Source organism: Cryobacterium sp. TMT2-18-2 (genome assembly GCF_004402245.1).
Classification (GTDB): Bacteria; Actinomycetota; Actinomycetes; order Actinomycetales; family Microbacteriaceae; genus Cryobacterium; species Cryobacterium sandaracinum.
Genome location: NZ_SOFU01000021.1, coordinates 62,111 through 82,144, shown reverse-complemented (window position 1 = coordinate 82,144; position 20,034 = coordinate 62,111). Strand labels below are relative to the sequence as shown.

Sequence of the window (20,034 nt, the reverse complement as noted above, 5' to 3'; positions counted from 1 at the left end):
GCGTCAGCGCCCGTCGGCGCGTCGGCCAGCCCGTCAGTCCGTCAGCCCTCAGCGGGTCGCGCGGCTTCGCCGCGCTGCATGTCCTCTTCAAGGAGCGCGGTGATCGACCGCAGCGTCTCCGGGGACACATCCCCGAGCGTGCGTGCCGCGAAGTTCACCACGCGCTGGGCGCGCAGGCTTTTCACGAACGCGAGCTGGGAGTCGACGCGGTCCGGGAGGTCGCCGTCAGAGCCCAGCAGGTACTCCGGCGGGATACGGAAGAACTCGCCGATGCCCGTGAGCAGGTCGACGTCTGTCACGAGAGGTCCGTCCCCGGTGATCATGTAGGCCCACCGTGCTCGGGACAGTGACAGGCCCCGCGCCTGCAGTCCAGCGGCGATCTGCTTGTAAGTATGCGGCGTGTTGCCCTCGGCGACGACCACGTCAAGCAGGAGGTTGAGCTTGCGTGCCAGTTCCCGCTGCGGACTGATCGGTTCGCCGGGGATGCTGCGCCTGTCGTCGGCTGCTCGCGGGTCAATCACGATGTGTGGTCCTGTCGGGGTGTCACGGGGCGGGCAAGGGTGGTGACGATCGAAGCTGCGGCGGGGATGGCCCGCACGTGGTCCTCGGTGGCGTCGATCAGTACCCGTTCGGATACCGTCAGGCTCTGGTCTGGGTCGAGGAACAGGCTATCCCGCACCTCGACGTAACGCCGGTACAGGTGAGCGCCGGGAGCCCGCACGAGGAGTAGCCCGGCGCGCGAGAGGTCGCGCTCGATGCTCAGCTCCGGAGACCCGGCCAGCAGGCGCTCCCACAACGGAGTGATCCGCCACAGCAGCACCCGGTCGCGGCTGGTCTTCGCCAGGGCCCGGATACCCGCTTCCATGGCAGTCAGACCCAAACCCAGGCCGAGGCAGACGGGAGCGGTGGCGAGGGCGATGTGGTAAGCGGTGTAGGGCCACCCGTCGAAGGAGAAGTCCGGACTGAGAAGGGCTGCGGTCACGCTCGCGAAGCTGACGATCGTGTAGACCAGCGCCCCGAGGCAACCGAGCACAACGAGAGCGAGAGACGCCCGAGTGATCAACCGATGCTGATGGCGCAGATCGGACACGCATGCCGCACCGACCGACACGGAGAAGAGGGCCATCGCAATCCACGTGGTGGACGAGTAGGCGGCGAAATCCCAACGATTCGGAAAAGCCTCGTGGATCTGCTCTCGAAAACGCCAGTCGCCGCCGAAGAATAGGACAGCTTGGGCGGTGACAATTGCGCCCGTGACGAGTGCGGTCACCTGATTCCTACGCCGCGTGAGACCGCCCACGGACACGGCCTCCTGCACGATGCCGTCCAGGAGACCAATGGTAACGATCGCCGTTGCATGAAAGCTGAAGTAGGCGACGTTGTCCCCACCCAGCAGTCCGTCGACGGCGTTGTACACGACGTAAGGCTGCAGGCTCATTGTCGTCCCGAAAGCAACGAGGACCCAGAAGAGACGGCGACGACGACCGCGAAGGACTGACGGCACGCACGATATTGTGGCGATCCAGATCAACGCCGACACCGATAGCAGGATGATCTGCACTACAGCACCCGGCCGAAACCGGTTCGGGGGCCGTTGGCCGTGTCGGCGCTGTCTCCGAGCATGATCAGGGCCAGCCGGTCGCCGATCGCCTCGGCGAGGGCTTCCTGCTCGTCGGTGAAGTTGCTGCGGGACAGCGCGTACGCGATCGAGTCGAGCGGGATCAGGGGTGCGAGCAACGCGACCCGCAAGGCCGGAATCAGCTGCTTCTCATGCCGCAGGATCATGTGGCCGAACTCATGGTTGATGAACTGCTGGCGGTGCACGGCGGAGGTCGTCGGTGCATGGTGGATGCGCTCGAAATTCTCTCCGGCGACCTCGATCCACAGCCCGCAGACTCCGAATTCCACGAGCCGCGGACTCGCCGCACGAATCATGATCGCCTTGCCGCGCAGACCTTCCATGTACCGGTGCAGCGTCGCGGCGGTCAGCGGACGCGGGAGGGTGAGGGTGGCCACCAGTTCGCGCGCCCGCTCCGTGCGTGCTCCGTAGTTCACGTCCCGCTCCCCCCTGTGCGCCGCTGCCCCGTGGTGCCGGACCGTGACATTAGACATGTCCAACAGGTGCTAGCCTGAAATATGGTTGGACATGTCCACGCTACCGGGTCGGGGGACCCGCGCACGCCACGGACCGTCCAGTCGTGCTCCGGCTCGGAGTGTTCACGCGCACAGCCTCATGGGCGACACTGAAGGGGAACAGGGTGTCGCCCGGGGGCGGTGGGTCACAGATTCCCGGTGCTGGGCTGTGCCGCGCAGATCTGGACAGCTCGAGAAAGCCCCGCCACCCGAAGCCGGGCGGCGGGGCTTTCTTCGTCGCGGCGCTACTTCTTCGCGTACGCCGGGTGAACTTCATTGTGGGCATCGCCGACGCGGTGCACACGGATGTCGTTCGTGGAACCCGCGATTCCGGGAGGGGAACCGCTGATAACGACGACCTTGTCTCCGAGCTGGGCCAGACCCTGGCCCAGCAGGATGTCATCCACCTGTCCGAACATGGCGTCCGTGTGGGTGACCCGGTCGACCAGGTAGGTCTGGATTCCCCAGGTGAGGGCCAGTCGGCGACGGATACCGGGCTCCGGGGTGAAGGCCAGCATGGGGATCTTCGACCGCAGCCGGGACATCCGTCGGGCCGAGTCACCGGACTCCGTGAAGATGCACAGGAACTTCGCTTCGACGAATTCGGCGACCTCGATGGCGGCCAGGGTGATGGCACCGCCCTGGGTACGCGGCTTGTTCGTCAGCGGAACGATACGCTCCAGGCCGTGGTCCTCGGTCGACGCGACAATCCGCGCCATCGTCTGGACCGTGACGACGGGGTACTCGCCGACGCTGGTCTCGCCACTGAGCATGACCGCATCCGCGCCGTCGAGCACGGCATTGGCGACGTCAGACGTCTCCGCGCGGGTCGGCACCGGGCTGTGGATCATGGACTCGAGCATCTGGGTCGCCACGATGACCGGCTTGGCCATGCGACGAGCGAGCTCGACCGCATGCTTCTGCACGATCGGAACGGCCTCGAGCGGCAGCTCCACGCCCAGGTCGCCACGGGCCACCATGATGGCGTCGAACGCGTCGACGATGCCCTCGAGGTTCTCCACGGCCTGCGGCTTCTCGATCTTCGCGATCACGGGAACGCGGCGTCCTTCTTCGGCCATGATCTCGTGCACGCGGGTGATGTCGGCGGCATCCCGAACGAACGACAGCGCGATCAGGTCCGTGCCGAGGCGGAGACCCCAGCGCAGGTCGGCCTCGTCCTTTTCGGACAGGGCCGGCACGTTCACGGCGACACCGGGCAGGTTGATGCCCTTGTTGTTCGACACGGGACCGGCGACGATCACCTTGGTCGTCACGACGGTGTCGTTCGTGGCCACCACCTCGACCTTGACCTTGCCGTCGTCGATCAGCAGGAAGTCGCCGGGCCTGACGTCCTGGGGCAGGCCCTTGTAGGTGGTGCCGGAGAGTTCCTTGGTACCGAGGATTTCTTCTGTGGTGATCTTAAAAATGTCTCCGAAGGCCAGTTCGTAAGGGCCACCTTCGAATTTCCCGAGACGGATCTTCGGTCCCTGCAGGTCGACCATTACGGCGACGGCACGGCCGGAGTCGTTCGCTGCTTTGCGTACATTCGCATAAACACCCTCGTGGACCTGGTAGTCCCCGTGGCTCAGGTTCATCCGGCAGACGTCGACACCGGCATCGATAAGGGCACGAATTTGATCGTAGCTGGCTGCTGCCGGCCCGAGCGTGGCGACAATTTTGGCGCGTCTCATACTGAAAAAACTCCGGTTTCCGCGCTGTTTCGGCGCATATTCTCTGTTGATGGTCGGGAGACCACGGGGTGGTGGATCTCTTGGAATCGAATCACTGGATCAGTGACCAATCAGATTGCGAAGGCATGATCGGTCGGTTTGACCGGTGCAGGCAGTTGTGTCTCGCCTTCGAGGAATTTGTCGACGGCTGCCGCAGCAGCCCGACCTTCGGCGATCGCCCAGACGATGAGCGACTGGCCACGGCCGGCATCACCAGCAACGAACACGCCTTCATGGCTGGTCTGGTAATTAACGTCACGTTCGACATTACTCCGCCCATCGACCGGCACGTGCAGCTGGTCCGTCAGCTCGCGCGATTCAGGTCCGGTGAAGCCCATGGCCAGGAGAACCAGATCCGCAGGGATCTCGCGCTCCGTTCCGGCCTTGGGCACCCGGCGTCCGCCCCGGAATTCGGTCTCGGCCACGCGGATGGCGCGCACCTCGCCCACCTCGTTGGCCAGGAACTCCACCGTCGACACCAGGTACTCGCGGTTGCCGCCCTCTTCGTGGGCGCTCGACACCTCGAACAGCGTCGGAGACAGCGGCCACGGCTGGTGTTCCGCCCGTTCCGTGCCCGGTTGGCGGCCGATGGCGAGATTCGTGACGGATGCCGCGGCCTGGCGGTGAGCGGTACCGATGCAGTCGGCGCCGGTGTCGCCGCCGCCGAGTACGACCACGTGCTTGCCCTCGGCGGTGATCTGCTGGTCGACCGTGTCGCCGGCGCCGACCCTGTTCTGCTGCACGAGGTATTCCATGGCGAAGTGCACTCCGGGCAGGTCGCGCCCGGGGATCGGCAGGTCGCGGGGTACCAGGGCACCCGTGGCGACCACCACAGCGTCATAGCGGGCCCGGAGGTCATCCCAGGTGATGTCGACGCCGATGGTGACGCCTGCGCGGAAGCGGGTGCCCTCGGCCGTCATCTGGCCGAGTCGGGTCTCGAGGTGCTTCTTCTCCATCTTGAAGTCCGGGATGCCGTAACGCAGAAGCCCACCGATCCGGTCGTCGCGCTCGAAGACCGCCACCGTGTGACCGGCCCGCGTGAGCTGCTGCGCGGCCGCGAGGCCGGCCGGGCCCGAGCCGACGACCGCGACCGTCTTGCCGGTGAGGCGTCCGGGCGGCTGGGGCTGAACCCATCCGTTGGCGAAGGCCTGGTCGATGATGGAGACCTCAACCTGCTTGATCGTGACCGGCGGCTGACTGATTCCGAGAACGCAGGCCGACTCACAGGGTGCCGGGCAGAGACGCCCGGTGAACTCCGGGAAGTTGTTGGTGACATGGAGACGTTCGATGGCCTGACGGCCCTCGTCCCGCCAGGTGAGGTCGTTCCACTCCGGGATGATGTTGCCGAGCGGGCAGCCCTGCTGGCAGAACGGCACACCGCAGTCCATACAGCGGCCGGCTTGGCGTTTCAGTTGCGTCGCGTCGCCCTGCTCGTAGACCTCTTTCCAGTCCATCAGACGAACGGATACGGGACGGCGGGCCGGAAGCTCCCGGTCCGTGGTCTTCAGGAATCCCTTCGGATCAGCCATTGGTTGCCTCCAGAATGCGGTTCCAAACGACGACGCCATCGGGGTCGAGGCCCTCGGTGACAGCGGCCTGCCTGGTTGCCAGGACGGCCGCGTAGTCGCGCGGTAGCACCTTGACGAATGTGGACATGGTGGTCTCGAAATCGGCCAGCAGCCGGGCCGCCAGGGCGGATTCGGTTTGGTCATGATGCTGTTCGAGCAAGTCACGCACGATCTCGCGGTCCGCGCCGCCGAGCGGCAGAAGTGTGAGTTCGCCGGAGTCGAGGGCCTGCCGGTTGACATCCTCGGTACGGAGACCGTAGACGTAGGCGGTTCCGCCAGACATGCCGGCACCCAGGTTGCGCCCCGTTTCGCCCAGGATGACCGCCAGTCCCCCGGTCATGTACTCGAGGGCGTGATCACCGACGCCCTCGACGACGGCGGTGGCGCCGGAGTTGCGCACCAGGAAACGTTCGCCCACGATGCCGCGGATGAACATGCTGCCCTGGGTCGCGCCGTAGCCGATGACGTTACCGGCGATCACGTTCTGCTCGGCCGGGAACAGGCTGCCCCGGTCGGGTCGCACGGTGATCTGCCCACCGGAGAGACCCTTGCCGACGTAGTCGTTGGAGTCACCCTCGAGCCGCAGGATGATGCCGCTCGGCAGGAACGCGCCGAAGGACTGTCCGGCGCTGCCGGTGAGGGTGACGTCGATGGAACCGGACGGCAGCCCGTTCTCGCCGTGACGCACGGTGACCTCGTGACCGAGCATGGTGCCCACGGCCCGCTCGGTGTTGCGGATGGGCAGGGAGATCGAGACCTGCCCACCGTGTTCAAGCACACTGGCGCTCTGCCGGATCAGTTCGTTGTCGAAGTGGAGCTCGAGCTCGTGCTCCTGAGGGCGACCGGACTGCCGGGGCTCCCCCGCGGAGAAGTCCGGACCGACGAGGACGGGCGACAGATCGAGTCCGGAGGCCTTCCAGTGCGTCAGCGCCCCGTTGACGTCGAGCACCTCCCGGTGGCCGATGGCCTCGTCGAGGCTGCGGAATCCGAGCTCGGCGAGGTACTCGCGCACCTCCTGAGCGATGAACTCGAAGAAGTTGATCACGTGCTCGGCCTTGCCGGTGAAACGTTTGCGCAGCTCGGGATTCTGGGTGGCCACCCCGACGGGGCAGGTGTCCAAGTGGCAGACACGCATCATGACGCAGCCCTCCACGATCAGCGGGGCGGTCGCGAAGCCGAACTCCTCGGCGCCGAGCAACGCTCCGATGATGACGTCACGGCCGGTCTTCAACTGGCCGTCGACCTGCAGCACGACCCGGTCGCGCATCCCGTTGAGCATCAGGGTCTGCTGCGTTTCGGCCAGGCCGAGTTCCCAGGGAGTCCCCGCGTGCTTGAGGGAGTTGAGCGGGCTCGCGCCGGTTCCGCCGTCGTGACCGGAGATGAGAATGACGTCGGACAGTGCCTTGGCCACTCCGGCGGCGACCGCGCCGATACCGGACTGGCTGACCAGCTTGGTGTGGATGCGCGCGGTCGGATTCGCCCGCTTCAGGTCGAAGATCAACTGTTTGAGGTCTTCGATCGAGTAGATATCGTGATGCGGGGGCGGCGAGATCAGGCCGACGCCGGCGGTCGCGTGCCGGGTGCGGGCGATCCACGGGTAGACCTTCGTGGGCGGCAGCTGGCCGCCCTCGCCGGGCTTGGCTCCCTGCGCCAGCTTGATCTGGATGTCGTCGGCGTGGGACAAGTACATGCTGGTCACACCGAACCGGCCGGAAGCCACCTGCTTGACGGCGCTGCGTCGCTCCGGGTCGAGCAGACGGTCAAGGTCTTCTCCACCCTCACCGGTGTTCGACTTGCCGCCGAGGCGGTTCATTGCGATGGCGAGGGTCTCGTGCGCCTCGGCGGAGATCGAGCCGTAGCTCATCGCCCCCGTCGCGAAGCGCTTCACGATCGAGGAGATCGGTTCCACCTCGTCCAGCGGTACGGGGTGGCGCTTGCCGGTGGTGAAGGTGAACATGCCGCGCAGCGTCATCAGGCTCGACGCCTGGTCGTCGACGAGTTTCGTGTACTCGCGGAAGATGTCGTAGCTGCGCGTGCGGGTGGAGTGCTGGAGCCGGAAAATGGTGTCCGGGTTGAACAGGTGCGGAGACCCGTCGCGGCGCCACTGGTACTCACCTCCGGTCGCGAGGCGTTCGTGCGCGGTGACGGCGGCATCCTCGGGGTAGGCGGCCCGGTGCCGGGCCTCATTCTCGGCCGCAACCACCTCGATGCCGATGCCGCCGAGCTTGCTCGTGGTGCCGGTGAAGTACTGGTCGATGAATTCCTGGCTCAGTCCCACGGCCTCGAAGGTCTGCGCACCGGCGTAGGAGGAGACGGTCGAGATCCCCATCTTGGACATGATCTTGAGCACGCCCTTGCCGAGGGCCTTGATCACGTTGCGCACGGCCTGTTCGGGCGTGCCGGTCGTGATGTAGCCGCTGCGCACCAAATCCTCGCACGTTTCCATCGCAAGGTACGGGTTCACGGCGGATGCGCCGTAGCCGATCAGGAGGGCGACGTGGTGCACCTCGCGCACATCGCCGGTCTCGACCACGATGCCGACCTTCATGCGGTTCTCGGTGCGGATCAGGTGGTGGTGAACCGCGGCAATCATCAGCAGCGACGGGATCGGTGCCAGGTCCTTGTTGGAATCCCGGTCGGAGAGAACGAGGAACATCGCGCCGTCGTCGATGGCGGCGTCGGCCTCGGCGCACATCTCCTTGATGCGGGCCTCGAGGGCGTCCGGCCCGTCTTCGAACCGGTAGAGCCCGCGAATGGTCCTGGTGGTGCGGCTGCCCGGCGCGGTGTCGATGTGCTGGATCTTCGCCAACTCGTCGTTGTCGATCACGGGGAAGTCGAGCACGACCTGCCGGGCGTGCTCGGGGCCCACCGAGAGGAGGTTGCGTTCCGGACCGAGCCCGAGTTTGAGGGAAGTGACAACTTCCTCGCGGATCGAGTCGAGCGGTGGGTTGGTCACCTGGGCGAACTGCTGCGTGAAGTAGTCGAAGAGCAGCCGGGGTCGGTCGCTGAGCACGGCGATAGGGGTGTCGGAGCCCATCGCGCCGAGCGGTTCCCCGCCGAGGCGAGCCATCGGCGCGAGCAGGATGCGCACCTCCTCCTCGGTGTAGCCGAAGGTGCGCTGGCGGCGCACGACGGATGCCGGCGGGTGCACGATGTGCTCCCGCTCGGGCAGATCCTTGAGGTTGATGCGCCCGGCGTCCAGCCAGGTTCCCCACGGCTCGCTCGCCGCGAGGTCGGCCTTGATCTCGTCGTCTTCGATCAGGCGTCCGGCGACCGTGTCGACCAGAAACATCTTGCCGGGACGCAGGCGGCCCTTGCGCACCACCCGGTTGGGGTCGATGTCGAGCACTCCGATCTCGCTGGCGAGCACGACGAGACCGTCGTCGGTGATGAGGTAGCGGCCGGGGCGCAGCCCGTTGCGGTCGAGGGTGGCGCCGACGAGGGATCCGTCGGTGAACACGATCGCGGCCGGGCCGTCCCACGGCTCCATCAGCATGGAATGGTACTCGTAGAACGCGCGGCGTTCGGCGTCGAGGTCGGTCTGGTTTTCCCAGGCCTCCGGCACCATCATCATGACGGCGTGCGGGAGCGAACGCCCCGACAGGCTGAGCAGCTCAACGACCTCATCGAACGAGGCCGAATCGCTGCCGCCGGGGGTGACGATCGGGAGCAGCGGCGCCAGATCGCCGAGCAGGTCGGATTCGAGCTGGGACTGGCGCGCCTGCATCCAGTTGCGATTGCCCTGAACCGTGTTGATCTCGCCGTTGTGCGCGATCATGCGGAACGGCTGCGCGAGCGGCCAGGACGGGAACGTGTTGGTGGAGTAGCGGGAGTGCACAAGGGCGAGCTTGGAGACGAAGCGCGGATCGGACAGGTCCGGGTAGAACGGCTCCAGCTGAAGCGTCGTGACCATTCCCTTGTAGACCACGGTGCGACAGGACAGTGAGGCGAAGTAGATCTCCAGCTCGCGTTCGGCGCGCTTCCGCAGCCTGACGGCCTGGCGGTCCAGCGCGATGTTGCCGAGCGTGTCGCCGGCCTCAGTCGTGCGGACGCTCTGCACGAACAGTTGTTGGATGGCGGGCATGGCTGCGCGCGCCAGGGTGCCGACCTCGTCGGGGCGCACGGGAACTTCGCGCCAGCCGAGGATCACCAGTCCCTCTTCGAGGGCGATCCGGTTGATTTGGCGCTTGATGCCGCTGCGCTTGGTGGGATCGACCGGCAGGAACACATTGCCGACGGCGTAGCGGCCCGCCGCGGGCAGGGCGAAATCGGCGACCGCCCGCAGGAACTCGTCGGGAACCTGAGTGATGATGCCCGCGCCGTCTCCGGTTCCGGCATCCGATCCGACCGCACCGCGGTGCTCGAGGTTGCGGAGCGCGTCGAGGGCGAGGGTGATGATGTCGTGCCCGGCGGTGCCCCGAAGCGTGGCGACCATGGCGAGGCCGCAGGCATCGCGCTCATCGGCCGGGTTGTACAGGCCCTGCGGCTTCGGCACTGCGCTGAAGCGCGAGAAGAGGGGTGTTTGCGGCATTGGACCGTCCTCACGAAAGTAACTGGCGAGTGGGGACGACGCTGGCCCGCTCAGGTAGACATGTGCGCGGCGGCCCGTCATACCGGGTCACAAGCCGTGGAACAGGTTGATGTCAACCTGAGCCTAGAGGCGCGAGTTGCTGGTGCTTGTGGCTGCAACGTCGACTGATCCGGCGGGACCGACGGCCTCATCACCGTGATCCTCGGGGTCCGAATCAAACTCATCAGATTCTACCTCAGCGTCGGGCCCCTTCCACTCGCGGCCGGGAACGTACACGCTCGCGGGCAGGCCCGTGTGGCGCTTGCTCTGCACGACGATCAGGATGATGCCCAGCAGGATGGCGGCAAAGGCGGCCCACACATTGGTGCGGAGGCCGAAGAACATCTCGCTCGGGTCGACCCGGATCGACTCGAAGAAGCTGCGGCCGAGGCCATACCAGATCAGGTAGACGCCGAAGGCCTTGCCCCAGCGGAGCGCAACCTTGCGTTCGATCGCGAGGATCAGGACGACGCCGACCACGTTCCAGATCATCTCGTAGAGGAAGGTGGGGTGAAACAGCGTTTCGGGGGGAAGTCCGATCGGGAGGGCCGGGTTCGCCGCGGAAACCTCGAGGCCCCAGGGCAGGTCGGTCGGCAGACCGAAGAGCTCCTCGTTGAACCAGTTGCCGAGACGGCCCATGGCCTGCGCCACCAGCATTCCCGGTGCCAGGGCGTCCGCGAAGGCCCAGAACCGGATGCCCGAGATGCGGCAGCCGATGTACGCGCCGACGGCCCCGCCCAGAAGTGCTCCGAAGATGGCGTTGCCGCCGTTCCAAATGGCGAACACCTCGAGAGGGTTGGCACCCTCGAAGAAGTAGTCGGACGGGTGAGTGAACACATGGTAGAAGCGCGCGCCGACGATGCCGAGCGGAACGGCCCACAGGATGATGTCCAGCACCACGCCCGGCTCGCCTCCGCGCGCAGACAGTCGGCGGCTCGTCATGACGGTGGCGGCGATGATCCCTGCCAGAATGCAGAGGGCGTAGGCGTGGATGGTGAACGGGCCGAGGGTGAAGGAGCTCCATTCGGGGCTCGGGCTCGGGATGCTCAGAAGAAAAGACACCTGGGGACTACCTTTCATCGTGGCGCCGGGGAGGCCCCGTGACCGCCTCGGACAACTTACCTTAGCTTTTGGGTGCTGCGATGGCGGGTATCAGACGGCGGGGCGCAGATCCCGGGCACCGGCCGCGAGGTCACGGGTGAGGGCGGCCAGGGCCGGCACTCCCCCGTCGGACAGTGCCTTGACCAGGGCGGAACCGACGATGGCACCATCGGCGTAGGCGAGGATCTCCCGCACCTGCTCCGGGGTGGAGATGCCGAGCCCGACGCACGCGCTGGTGGACCCGACGGCGCGGAGGCGGTCGATGAGCACCCGCGCGGCGGAGTCCACGTCGGCGCGGGCGCCGGTGATTCCCATGGTGGAGACCGCGTAGACGAAACCGCGGCTGGCGTCCACTGCCTGACGCAGCCGGGCGTCGGACGACGACGGGGCGGCGAGGAAGACACGGTCGAGTCCGGTTCGCGTGCTGGCTCCCACCCAGGCGGCCGCGTCGTCGGGGATGAGGTCGGGCGTGATCAGCCCGGCGCCTCCCGCCGCGAGCAGGTCGTCGGCGAACCGGTCCACGCCGTACTGCATGATCGGGTTCCAGTAGGTCATGACCAGAACGGGCACGTTCACCTGGGCGGTGATCGCCGCGACGGCCTCGATCCCGTGCCGCAGCCGGAAGCCGTTGGCCAGAGCCTGCTGGGTGGCCGCCTGGATCACTGGCCCGTCCATGACGGGATCGGTGTACGGCAGGCCCAGCTCGATGACGTCGACACCGTTCTGCGCGAGTGCCACGGCCGCGTCGATGCTCTCGGTCAGGGTGGGGAACCCGACGGGCAGGTAGCCGATCAGAGCCCCGCCGCCCTCGGAGCGGCGCCGGGCGATTGTCGCCTCGACCGTGCTCGTCGTTCCGGTCCTGGGGCCCGTACCTGTTTCCGTGCTCATGACTGTTCCGCACCCTTGTCGAGCAGGTCGAAGTACCGACCCGCGGTTTCCATGTCCTTGTCGCCGCGTCCGCTGAGGTTTACCAGGATGGTGGCGTCGCGTCCGAGCTTCTTGCCGAGGTCCAAGGTGCCGGCGAGGGCGTGCGCCGACTCGATGGCGGGGATGATGCCCTCCGTGCGACTGAGCAGCCGGAGGGCGCTCATCGCCTCGTCATCGGTGACCGGCAGGTAGGTGGCCCGGCCGATACTGGCGAGCCACGCATGTTCCGGGCCCACCCCCGGGTAGTCCAGACCCGCAGAGATGGAGTGCGACTCCACGGTCTGACCGTCTTCGTCCTGCAGCAGGAAGCTGCGGGCGCCGTGCAGGATGCCGGGGCGCCCCTTGGTGATCGTCGCCGCATGGCGCAGGGTCTCCGCGCCGTCACCGCCGGCCTCGTAGCCGACCAGAGCCACCTCCGGGTCGTCGAGGAACGCGTGGAAGATACCCATGGCGTTCGAACCACCGCCGACGCAGGCGGTGACCGCGTCGGGGAGGCGGCCGGTGAGGTCCAGAACCTGCTGGCGGGCCTCCTCGCCGATTATTTTCTGGAAGTCGCGCACCATGGCCGGAAACGGATGCGGCCCGGCGACGGTACCGAAGATGTAGTTGGTGGTCTCGACGTTGGTGACCCAGTCACGCATGGCGTCGTTGATGGCGTCTTTCAGGGTGCGGGAGCCGGTCTTGACCGGCACGACCTCGGCGCCGAGCAGTCGCATCCGGGCCACGTTCAGGGCCTGGCGCTCCGTGTCGACCTCGCCCATGTAGACGACGCAGTCGAGCCCGAACAGGGCGGCCGCCGTCGCGGCCGCCACGCCGTGCTGCCCGGCGCCCGTCTCGGCGATGACGCGAGACTTGCCGATGCGCTTGGTGAGAAGTGCCTGGCCGAGCACATTGTTGATTTTGTGCGAGCCGGTGTGGTTGAGGTCTTCCCGCTTGAGGATGATGCGGGCACCGCCGGCGTGCGCGGCGAACCGGGGCACCTCGGTAATGATGGACGGGCGCCCGGTGTAACTCCGGTGCAATTCCATCAACTCGGCCGCGAAGGCCGGGTCCTGCCGTGCCAGCGCGTACTCGTCGGTCAGCTCGTCGAGGGCAGCCACGAGGGACTCCGGCACGAACCTCCCGCCGAAGTCGCCGAAGTACGGGCCTGCTTCTGTTCTGAGGGACGTTGACATTTAAACCGCCAGGAATTCGGAGAGGGTTCGGATGGGATCGCTTGTGACGAGGGCCTCGCCGACGAGCACGATGTCGGCGCCGGCGGCGCGGTAGTGCGCCACGTCGGCGGCGGTCTTGACCGCCGACTCGGCGACGCGGACGACACCCGAGGGGATCCGGTCCGCGAGCCGGCCGAACAGGTCCTGATCGAGTTGAAACGTGGACAGGTCGCGGGCGTTCACCCCGACGAGGCTTGCGCCGATGGCCAGGGCACGGTCGACCTCCTCGGCGCTGTGGGTCTCGACCAGCGCGGTCATGCCGAGCTGGCGCACGAGGTCGTGCAGGGAGACCAGGGTGGTCTGGTCAAGTGCGGCGACGATGAGCAGAACCATGTCGGCACCTGCCGCCCTGGCCTCGAAGACCTGGTACGGCAGACCGATGAAGTCTTTACGCAGCACCGGGATGCGCACGGCGGATCGAACCTGCTCGAGGTCTGACAGGGAGCCGAGGAACTTGCGGCCTTCGGTGAGCACGCTGATCGCGCTGGCGCCGCCGAACTCGTAGGAGACGGCGAGGGCGGCAGGGTCCGAGATCTCGGCCAGGGTGCCCCGAGACGGGCTGGCGCGCTTGACCTCCGCGATGATCTTGACCTGATCCGCGGGTGCGAGCACCGCCAGGGCATCGATCGCCGGAGTTTGATCGAGAGCGGTTGCCTCGACGATGGAGAACGGACGGGCGGCCCGACGAAGTTCAGCGTCGGCGACGGCCCCGGCTAGAAGATCAGACAGCACTCGACTAGTGGTCCAGGTGAGCCGTATCGGCTACGCCGTAGCCGATTTTGGCGAGGATCCAGCCGACCAGCAGGCCAACCACCAGCAGGCCGACGGATGCCCAGACGAGCCATGGGATCACCAGAAAGAAGGCGACGGTGCCGATCGCGACGGCGAGAAGCATGATGGTGACGGCGGTCCAGGCCGCGATCGAATGGCCTTCACCTGGGTCTACCGATTCGAAGCTCATGGTTCTCCTTTTGTGCGTTGACGGGCTAGCCAAGTCTAGCGGCCCCACGGTTCCCCGGCCTCCCCAGCGCACCAGGTGCAACCGGGAATCTGGTCTCGATTCAGTGCGGGGTGGTGGGGTCTTCGCCGCGGCTCAGCCCGTCCCAGTCGTCGACGGCGTCACGTTCGGGTGCGGAAACGTCCGCGGCGTCGGGACCGTCGGCATCCGTCGCCTCGGCCGACTCGGCCGCTTCGAATCGCACGGCCTGGTAGCGGGACGTCGGTCCGGGCCAACGCCTGGAGGTGACGAGCACCCCGACCCCGGCGCCGCCCATGACCACGCCGGCGAACAGCGCGATGAACGGCCATGGCGTCACGGCCGCCGAGGCGACGGCGTCGACGACCGAGCCTGCGCCAGAGATCCCGGTGGCATCGGTGACCGCGCCGGCACTGGCTGCCGCCGGATCGGTGACGGCCAAAAAAGCCGAGAGGCATACGGAGAAGCCGAGCAGAACCTCCAGCAGGCCGAGGACCACCCGGATGACGGGACCGGCGATGCTCAGGGCACCGGCGAGGGCCAGTCCGGCGAGGGCGAGGGCTGTCACCCCGGGGGCGGCCGTGGAGCCGGCCACCTCGAGACTGTGCACGGCCGAGCCGGACTGCCCCACGATGACGTTCACCCAGACTTGGGTCCAGGCCAGCAGGGCCAGACCGCTGGCCGCCAGCACCACGAGGATGTGCCCGAGCTTGAGGCGCCGTGCGGATGCCACCTAGCGCACCCGTTTCATGGCGTTCGCGACCGCGACCGCGCGGAGGGGCGCCGCGGCCTTGTTCTGTGACTCCAGGTATTCCGACGCCGGGTCGGAGTCCGCGACGAGGCCGCCGCCTGCCTGCACGCGGGCGACGCCATTCATAATCGTGGCGGTCCGGATGGCGATGGCCAGGTCCGCGTCCCCGGCGAACCCGAAGTAGCCGACCACTCCCCCGTACACGCCGCGCTGCGCGGGCTCGAGCGCGTCGATGATCTCGAGGGCGCGCGGTTTCGGGGCCCCGGAGAGAGTGCCGGCCGGGAACGTGGCGCGGAAGACGTCGATAGCGGACCGGCCCGGCAGCAGGTTCCCCTCCACCGACGAGACGAGGTGCATGATGTGGCTGAACCGCTCGATGCGCATGAACTCGGTCACCTCGACCGAGCCTGGTGCACACACCTTGAGCAGGTCGTTGCGGGCCAGGTCCACGAGCATCAGATGCTCGGCGCGTTCCTTGGCGTCGCCCGCGAGCTCGGCTTCGAAGTCGGCGTCGGCCTCCGGGGTCGTGCCGCGCGGCTTCGAGCCCGCGATCGGATGCGTGAACACGCGGTCGTTCTGCACCTTCACCAAGGCCTCCGGGGAGGAGCCCACGATCCAGTAGGTCTCCTTCTCCGGCGATTCCAGGCTCAGCAGGTACATGTAGGGCGACGGGTTGAGGCTGCGCAGCACCCGGTAGACGTCGATGGGGTCCGCCGTGCACTCCTGGTCGAACCGCTGGGAGACGACCACCTGGAACACGTCGCCGTCGACGATGTGCTCCTTGGCGATGTCGACCGCGGCGAGGAAGTCCTCACGCCGGGTGCGGTTCGCCGGGGAGGCGGGCGTGGCGAGGTCGACCTCGGCGAGCCAGGTCTCGGACGGCTCGGCCAGGCGAGCCTGCAGGGCGTCGAGCCGGTCCTGGGCGGCCTCCCAGAGGGCGCCCGGTTCGTCGTGGCCGTCGTTGAGAACGTTGGCGATGAGCTGCACGGTGCCGTATTTGTGGTCAATCACGACGAGGTCGGCCACGAAGCTGAAGGCCTGGCCCGGCACGTCGTAGTCCGCCGGCGGGCGATTCGGCAGGCGCTCGATCTGGCGGATCGCCTCCCAGCCGATGAATCCGACGAGGCCGCCGGTCAGGGGTGGGTGGCCGGGCATGCGCGGGGTTTCCCAGCGTTCGTGGAGGGCCGCGAGAGCCGCCAGCGGGCCTAGGCCGGCGGCGTCGCCGAGGGCGCGCTCGGCCGAGAGGCCGTAGTCGAGCCAGCGGGTCTCGTCGCCCTGCTGGGTCAACACGCCGAACGAGGACACGCCCACGAACGAGAACCGCGACCAAATGCCGCCCTGCTCGGCGGACTCGAGCAGGAAGCTACCGGGCTGGCCGGCAGCAAGCTTGCGGTAGATGCCCACCGGGGTTTCGCCGTCGGCGAAGAGTTCGCGCACCACGGGGAACACCCGGTGGTCGTCGATCTGACGCGCGAACTGCCCGGCGGTGGTCGACGGGGCTGTGCCGGAGCTGTTCGGTGCCATGGTCAGTCCCTCGGTTTTTGGGTGGTTGCCCGGTCTGCTGCCACGTCGGGTGCCGCGGGGCGGGCGCCGGTCACGACCTCGATGCCGCGCCCGTCGAAGCAGGTGCGGGAGCCGGTGTGGCAGGCTGCTCCGATCTGGTCCGCCTGCACCAGGAGGGTGTCCGCGTCACAGTCGAGCGCGGCGGACTTCACATACTGGCCGTGGCCGGAGGTGTCGCCCTTGCGCCAGAATTCCTGGCGACTGCGCGACCAAAACGTCACGCGCCCCTCGGTGAGCGTGCGGCGCAGCGCTTCCCGGTTCATCCAGCCGAGCATGAGCACCTCACCGGTGTCCCACTGCTGGATCACCGCCGGTAACAGGCCGTCGGAGTTGAAGACGGCCCTGGCCAGGGCGTCGTCGAGGGTGGAGAGCACATCGGTCATTTACGGAGCCGTTTCGGGTCGGGTAAGGCACAGCATCATCAGCGCACGGGCATTCCGGCGCGCCTGAGCTCCGCCTTGACGTCGCCGACGGTCAGCTGGCCGCTGTGGAACACGGATGCCGCAAGCACGGCATCCGCCCCCGCGGCGATGGCCGGGGGAAAATCCTCGACCCGGCCGGCGCCGCCGGAGGCGATCACCGGAACGGTGCTCAGGGCGCGCATCAGCGTGATGAGTTCGACGTCGAAGCCCGCCTTCGTTCCGTCGGCGTCGATGGAGTTGACGAGCAGCTCGCCGACCCCCAGCCCGATGGCCGTCTGCGCCCAGGCGAGAGCGTCCAGGTCGGTTTCGGTGCGGCCACCGTGGGTAGTGACGACGAAGCCGGACTCGGTGCGCCCGCTGCGCTTCACGTCAAGAGAAAGCACGAGAACCTGGGAGCCGAACCGGTCGGCGATCTCGCCGATCAGGGCGGGCCGCGTGATGGCGGCGCTGTTGACTCCGACCTTGTCGGCACCACTGGCCTGCAGCCGGGACACGTCCTCGACCGTGCGGATGCCGCCGCCCACCGTAAGCGGGATGAAGACCTGCTCTGCGGTGGCGCGCACGACGTCATAGGTGGTGGCACGGTTGTCCACCGTGGCGGTCACATCGAGGAAGGTGAGTTCGTCGGCTCCCTGCTCGTAGTACCGGCGGGCGAGTTCGACCGGATCGCCCGCGTCTCGCAGATTCTGGAAGTTCACTCCCTTGACCACGCGGCCGTCGGCCACGTCGAGACAGGGTATGACCCGCACCGAAAGACTCACGATTGTGCCTCCATTGTGTGTCGCCGCATCTGGGTACCGCCGGTCAGCCCGTTACAAGCGGGCGTTGTGAATGGAGCTGATCAGGATGGCGCGCGCCCCGAGCTCGTAGAGGGCGTCCATGACGTGGTTCGTGTTCAGGCGCGGGATCATCACACGCACGGCAACCCATTCCGGGTCGTGCAGGGACGATACGGTGGGCGACTCGATGCCGGGCGCCAGCAGGCAGGCGTCGTCGAGGAGCGTCTGCGGGATGTCGTAGTCCATCAGCACGTACTGGCGGGCCACGAGCACGCCCTGCAAGCGGCGCAGGAGGGTCGCGATGCCGGGCTTGTCGTTTTCGGAGCTGATCAGCACGGCTGTTGACTGCAGGATGACCGGGCCGAAGATCTCGAGGCCGGCCTTGCGCAGAGTGGAGCCGGTGGAGACGACGTCGGCGACGGCATCCGCAACGCCGAGCTGGACGGCGGACTCGACCGCGCCGTCGAGGGTGACCAGAGTCACGCTGACGTCGTGCTCGGCGAGGAAGGCCTCGACCAGTCCGGGGTAGCTGGTGGCGACGCGAAGGCCGGATAGGTCGGCCAGGTCGGTGAAGCGGCCTGCGGGGCCGGCGAAGCGGAAGGTGGAGTCGCCGAAGTCGAGGCTGGCGATCTCCTGGGCGGTGGAGCCCGAGTCGAGCAGCAGGTCGCGCCCGGTGATTCCCACGTCGAGGGCTCCGGAGCCCACATAGGTGGCGATGTCGCGGGGACGCAAGTAGAAGAACTCCACGTCGTTGCGGGGGTCGGCCACGACGAGGTCGCGCGGGTCGCGGCGGCCCGTGTAGCCGGCCTCGAACAGCATCTGCGCGGCGGTTTCGGACAAGGAGCCCTTATTGGGCACGGCAATTCTCAGCATTTGGGCACTCTCTGCGTCTTCACGTTCTGGCGAACAGGTCTCACGGGGTCAACCGGGTGGAGTCTCTCTGATGGCGCGTCACAGATGGCGATACAGATCGGCGGGGGTCAGCCCCTTCGCCAGCATCATCACCTGCACGTGGTACAGCAGCTGGCTCATCTCGGCGGCGGTTTCGTCGTCGCTCTGGAACTCGGCGGCCATCCAGACCTCGGCGGCCTCTTCGACGATCTTCTTGCCGATGGCATGTACGCCGGCGTCGAGTTCGCGCACGGTTCCCGAGCCGTCGGGGCGGGTCCGTGCCTTGTCGCTCAGTTCAGCGAACAGGTTGTCAAAAGTCTTCACCTGACTAGGGTACTAGTGCGCATGCTGGTGTTCGGTCGCTGCGGCGCGCAACAGGGCGATCTGCTTCGCCGGGTCCGCAGCGTTGAACACGCTGGAGCCGGCGACGAACGTGTTCGCCCCGGCCTCGGCGGCGATGACGATGGTGTCCTCGGTGATGCCGCCGTCGACCTGCAGCCAGACGTCCAGGCCGGACTTCTTCACGGCCTCCGACAGGGTGCGAAGCTTGCGCATGGTGGAGGGCATGAAGCTCTGCCCCCCGAAGCCGGGTTCGACGGTCATCACGAGCACCTGGTCGAATTCGGGCAGTAGCTCGAGGTAGGGCTCGATGGCCGTGCCGGGCTTGAGCGCGATGCCGGCCCGGGCGCCGATCGAGCGCAGCTTGCGGGCCAGGCCGACCGGGTTGGTCGTGGCCTCCGCGTGGAAGGTGACCGAGAACGCGCCGGCTTCGGCGTAGCCGAGCGCCCAACGCTCCGGATTCTCGATCATCAGGTGCAGGTCGAAGGGCAACGGGGAGACCTGGGCGAGGCGGTCGACGACGGGCGGTCCGAACGTCAGATTCGGTACGAAATGGTTGTCCATGATGTCGACGTGCACCAGGTCGGCGGTGCGGATGCGCCCCAGGTCCCGTTCGAGATTGGCGAAGTCGGCGGCGAGGATGCTGGGGTTAATCCGTGTGACCATGCCTTCACCCTACTGCGGCGAGCCCCGGCGGCTCGAAAGTCCCATGCCGGTCGAGTCCACGGCCCTGGAGCGATGCCGTCCCGAACGAAGGCGACGGAGATTTCGCCGAAATGGGTCCAGAACCTTTCACAAAAGTTGTTTTCAACCAGACTTTCCGTCGACTTCATTCGGGCTGCGACGGAAAGGGACTTGGGTGCCTGGAGCTCGCAAGCCCTGCCGCGGATCGGGTGCGCGTTGTGGCTTACTCAGGAGATCCGGCCGGCTGCAGCGGCATCCGCAGTGGTCCCGGACTGGTGCGCGGCGGCTGGGCAGCCCGGCCGACGGATGTCCTGAGTTGGCCACGCGACGCGCGGGCGCGGCCACGCGACGCCGCCCCGCCCGCACAAGTCACGCTGCGCATTCGC

The 20,034-nt window shown here is 67.3% G+C and carries 18 protein-coding genes; all 18 read right to left on the bottom strand.

The window, feature by feature from the left end:
* Positions 1–41 precede the first annotated feature (41 nt).
* Complete coding sequence (locus E3O22_RS06920; protein ID WP_241976546.1) at positions 42–521, bottom strand: hypothetical protein; 480 nt, start codon at positions 519–521, stop codon at positions 42–44.
* Positions 518–1,438 (bottom strand): DUF6545 domain-containing protein, encoded by a 921-nt coding sequence (locus tag E3O22_RS06915; RefSeq protein ID WP_134396096.1) that lies wholly within the window; start codon positions 1,436–1,438, stop codon positions 518–520. Before E3O22_RS06915 ends, E3O22_RS06920 begins: the two co-directional genes overlap by 4 nt.
* Positions 1,439–1,560: 122 nt before the next feature.
* Positions 1,561–2,055, bottom strand: a complete 495-nt coding sequence (locus E3O22_RS06910; RefSeq protein ID WP_134396097.1) for a hypothetical protein — start codon at positions 2,053–2,055, stop codon at positions 1,561–1,563.
* Between the two features lie 323 nt (positions 2,056–2,378).
* Positions 2,379–3,824 carry a pyruvate kinase gene (pyk, locus tag E3O22_RS06905; RefSeq protein WP_134396098.1) on the bottom strand — a complete coding sequence of 482 codons (1,446 nt, stop codon included), beginning with the start codon at positions 3,822–3,824 and terminating at the stop codon, positions 2,379–2,381.
* 110 nt (positions 3,825–3,934) lie between these two features.
* Positions 3,935–5,392, bottom strand: a complete 1,458-nt coding sequence (locus E3O22_RS06900) for a glutamate synthase subunit beta (protein WP_134396099.1) — start codon at positions 5,390–5,392, stop codon at positions 3,935–3,937.
* Positions 5,385–9,962 (bottom strand): glutamate synthase large subunit, encoded by a 4,578-nt coding sequence (gene gltB, locus E3O22_RS06895; RefSeq protein WP_134396100.1) that lies wholly within the window; start codon positions 9,960–9,962, stop codon positions 5,385–5,387. Before gltB ends, E3O22_RS06900 begins: the two co-directional genes overlap by 8 nt.
* Positions 9,963–10,085: 123 nt before the next feature.
* A complete protein-coding gene (lgt, locus tag E3O22_RS06890) occupies positions 10,086–11,081 on the bottom strand; it encodes a prolipoprotein diacylglyceryl transferase (RefSeq protein WP_134396101.1) in 996 nt (331 codons plus the stop codon).
* A 72-nt stretch (positions 11,082–11,153) separates the two neighbouring features.
* Complete coding sequence (gene trpA, locus E3O22_RS06885) at positions 11,154–11,990, bottom strand: tryptophan synthase subunit alpha (protein ID WP_134396102.1); 837 nt, start codon at positions 11,988–11,990, stop codon at positions 11,154–11,156.
* Positions 11,987–13,204: a tryptophan synthase subunit beta gene (gene trpB / locus E3O22_RS06880; RefSeq protein ID WP_134396103.1), complete on the bottom strand. Its 1,218-nt coding sequence runs from the start codon at positions 13,202–13,204 to the stop codon at positions 11,987–11,989. Before trpB ends, trpA begins: the two co-directional genes overlap by 4 nt.
* Positions 13,205–13,975 (bottom strand): indole-3-glycerol phosphate synthase TrpC, encoded by a 771-nt coding sequence (gene trpC / locus E3O22_RS06875; protein ID WP_134396104.1) that lies wholly within the window; start codon positions 13,973–13,975, stop codon positions 13,205–13,207.
* Between the two features lie 4 nt (positions 13,976–13,979).
* Complete coding sequence (locus tag E3O22_RS06870) at positions 13,980–14,204, bottom strand: DUF6704 family protein (RefSeq protein WP_134396105.1); 225 nt, start codon at positions 14,202–14,204, stop codon at positions 13,980–13,982.
* Positions 14,205–14,304: 100 nt separating this feature from the next.
* Positions 14,305–14,952, bottom strand: coding sequence for a Trp biosynthesis-associated membrane protein (locus tag E3O22_RS06865; RefSeq protein ID WP_134396106.1), 648 nt, complete (start codon positions 14,950–14,952; stop codon positions 14,305–14,307).
* Positions 14,953–16,494 carry an anthranilate synthase component I gene (locus E3O22_RS06860; RefSeq protein WP_134396107.1) on the bottom strand — a complete coding sequence of 514 codons (1,542 nt, stop codon included), beginning with the start codon at positions 16,492–16,494 and terminating at the stop codon, positions 14,953–14,955.
* 2 nt (positions 16,495–16,496) lie between these two features.
* On the bottom strand, positions 16,497–16,916 hold the full coding sequence (hisI, locus tag E3O22_RS06855; protein WP_134396108.1) for a phosphoribosyl-AMP cyclohydrolase: 420 nt from the start codon (positions 16,914–16,916) through the stop codon (positions 16,497–16,499).
* A gap of 38 nt (positions 16,917–16,954) precedes the next feature.
* Entirely contained in the window at positions 16,955–17,716 is a 762-nt protein-coding gene (hisF, locus tag E3O22_RS06850) for an imidazole glycerol phosphate synthase subunit HisF (protein ID WP_134396109.1), read from the bottom strand.
* Between the two features lie 51 nt (positions 17,717–17,767).
* Complete coding sequence (gene hisG / locus E3O22_RS06845; protein WP_134396110.1) at positions 17,768–18,607, bottom strand: ATP phosphoribosyltransferase; 840 nt, start codon at positions 18,605–18,607, stop codon at positions 17,768–17,770.
* A 78-nt stretch (positions 18,608–18,685) separates the two neighbouring features.
* Entirely contained in the window at positions 18,686–18,949 is a 264-nt protein-coding gene (locus E3O22_RS06840; RefSeq protein WP_134396111.1) for a phosphoribosyl-ATP diphosphatase, read from the bottom strand.
* 12 nt (positions 18,950–18,961) lie between these two features.
* Entirely contained in the window at positions 18,962–19,630 is a 669-nt protein-coding gene (gene rpe / locus E3O22_RS06835; protein ID WP_134342455.1) for a ribulose-phosphate 3-epimerase, read from the bottom strand.
* Between the last annotated feature and the right edge of the window lie 404 nt (positions 19,631–20,034).

What these genes read in the sequence shown, in the direction of transcription:
- trpA (WP_134396102.1), bottom strand. Translation starts at nt 11,990, where the DNA reads ATGAGCACGGAAACAGGTACGGGCCCCAGGACCGGAACGACGAGCACG.
- rpe (WP_134342455.1), bottom strand. Translation starts at nt 19,630, where the DNA reads ATGGTCACACGGATTAACCCCAGCATCCTCGCCGCCGACTTCGCCAAT.
- trpB (WP_134396103.1), bottom strand. Translation starts at nt 13,204, where the DNA reads ATGTCAACGTCCCTCAGAACAGAAGCAGGCCCGTACTTCGGCGACTTC.
- E3O22_RS06870 (WP_134396105.1), bottom strand. Translation starts at nt 14,204, where the DNA reads ATGAGCTTCGAATCGGTAGACCCAGGTGAAGGCCATTCGATCGCGGCC.
- hisG (WP_134396110.1), bottom strand. Translation starts at nt 18,607, where the DNA reads ATGCTGAGAATTGCCGTGCCCAATAAGGGCTCCTTGTCCGAAACCGCC.
- hisI (WP_134396108.1), bottom strand. Translation starts at nt 16,916, where the DNA reads ATGACCGATGTGCTCTCCACCCTCGACGACGCCCTGGCCAGGGCCGTC.
- lgt (WP_134396101.1), bottom strand. Translation starts at nt 11,081, where the DNA reads ATGAAAGGTAGTCCCCAGGTGTCTTTTCTTCTGAGCATCCCGAGCCCG.
- E3O22_RS06900 (WP_134396099.1), bottom strand. Translation starts at nt 5,392, where the DNA reads ATGGCTGATCCGAAGGGATTCCTGAAGACCACGGACCGGGAGCTTCCG.
- E3O22_RS06860 (WP_134396107.1), bottom strand. Translation starts at nt 16,494, where the DNA reads ATGGCACCGAACAGCTCCGGCACAGCCCCGTCGACCACCGCCGGGCAG.
- pyk (WP_134396098.1), bottom strand. Translation starts at nt 3,824, where the DNA reads ATGAGACGCGCCAAAATTGTCGCCACGCTCGGGCCGGCAGCAGCCAGC.
- E3O22_RS06915 (WP_134396096.1), bottom strand. Translation starts at nt 1,438, where the DNA reads ATGAGCCTGCAGCCTTACGTCGTGTACAACGCCGTCGACGGACTGCTG.
- gltB (WP_134396100.1), bottom strand. Translation starts at nt 9,962, where the DNA reads ATGCCGCAAACACCCCTCTTCTCGCGCTTCAGCGCAGTGCCGAAGCCG.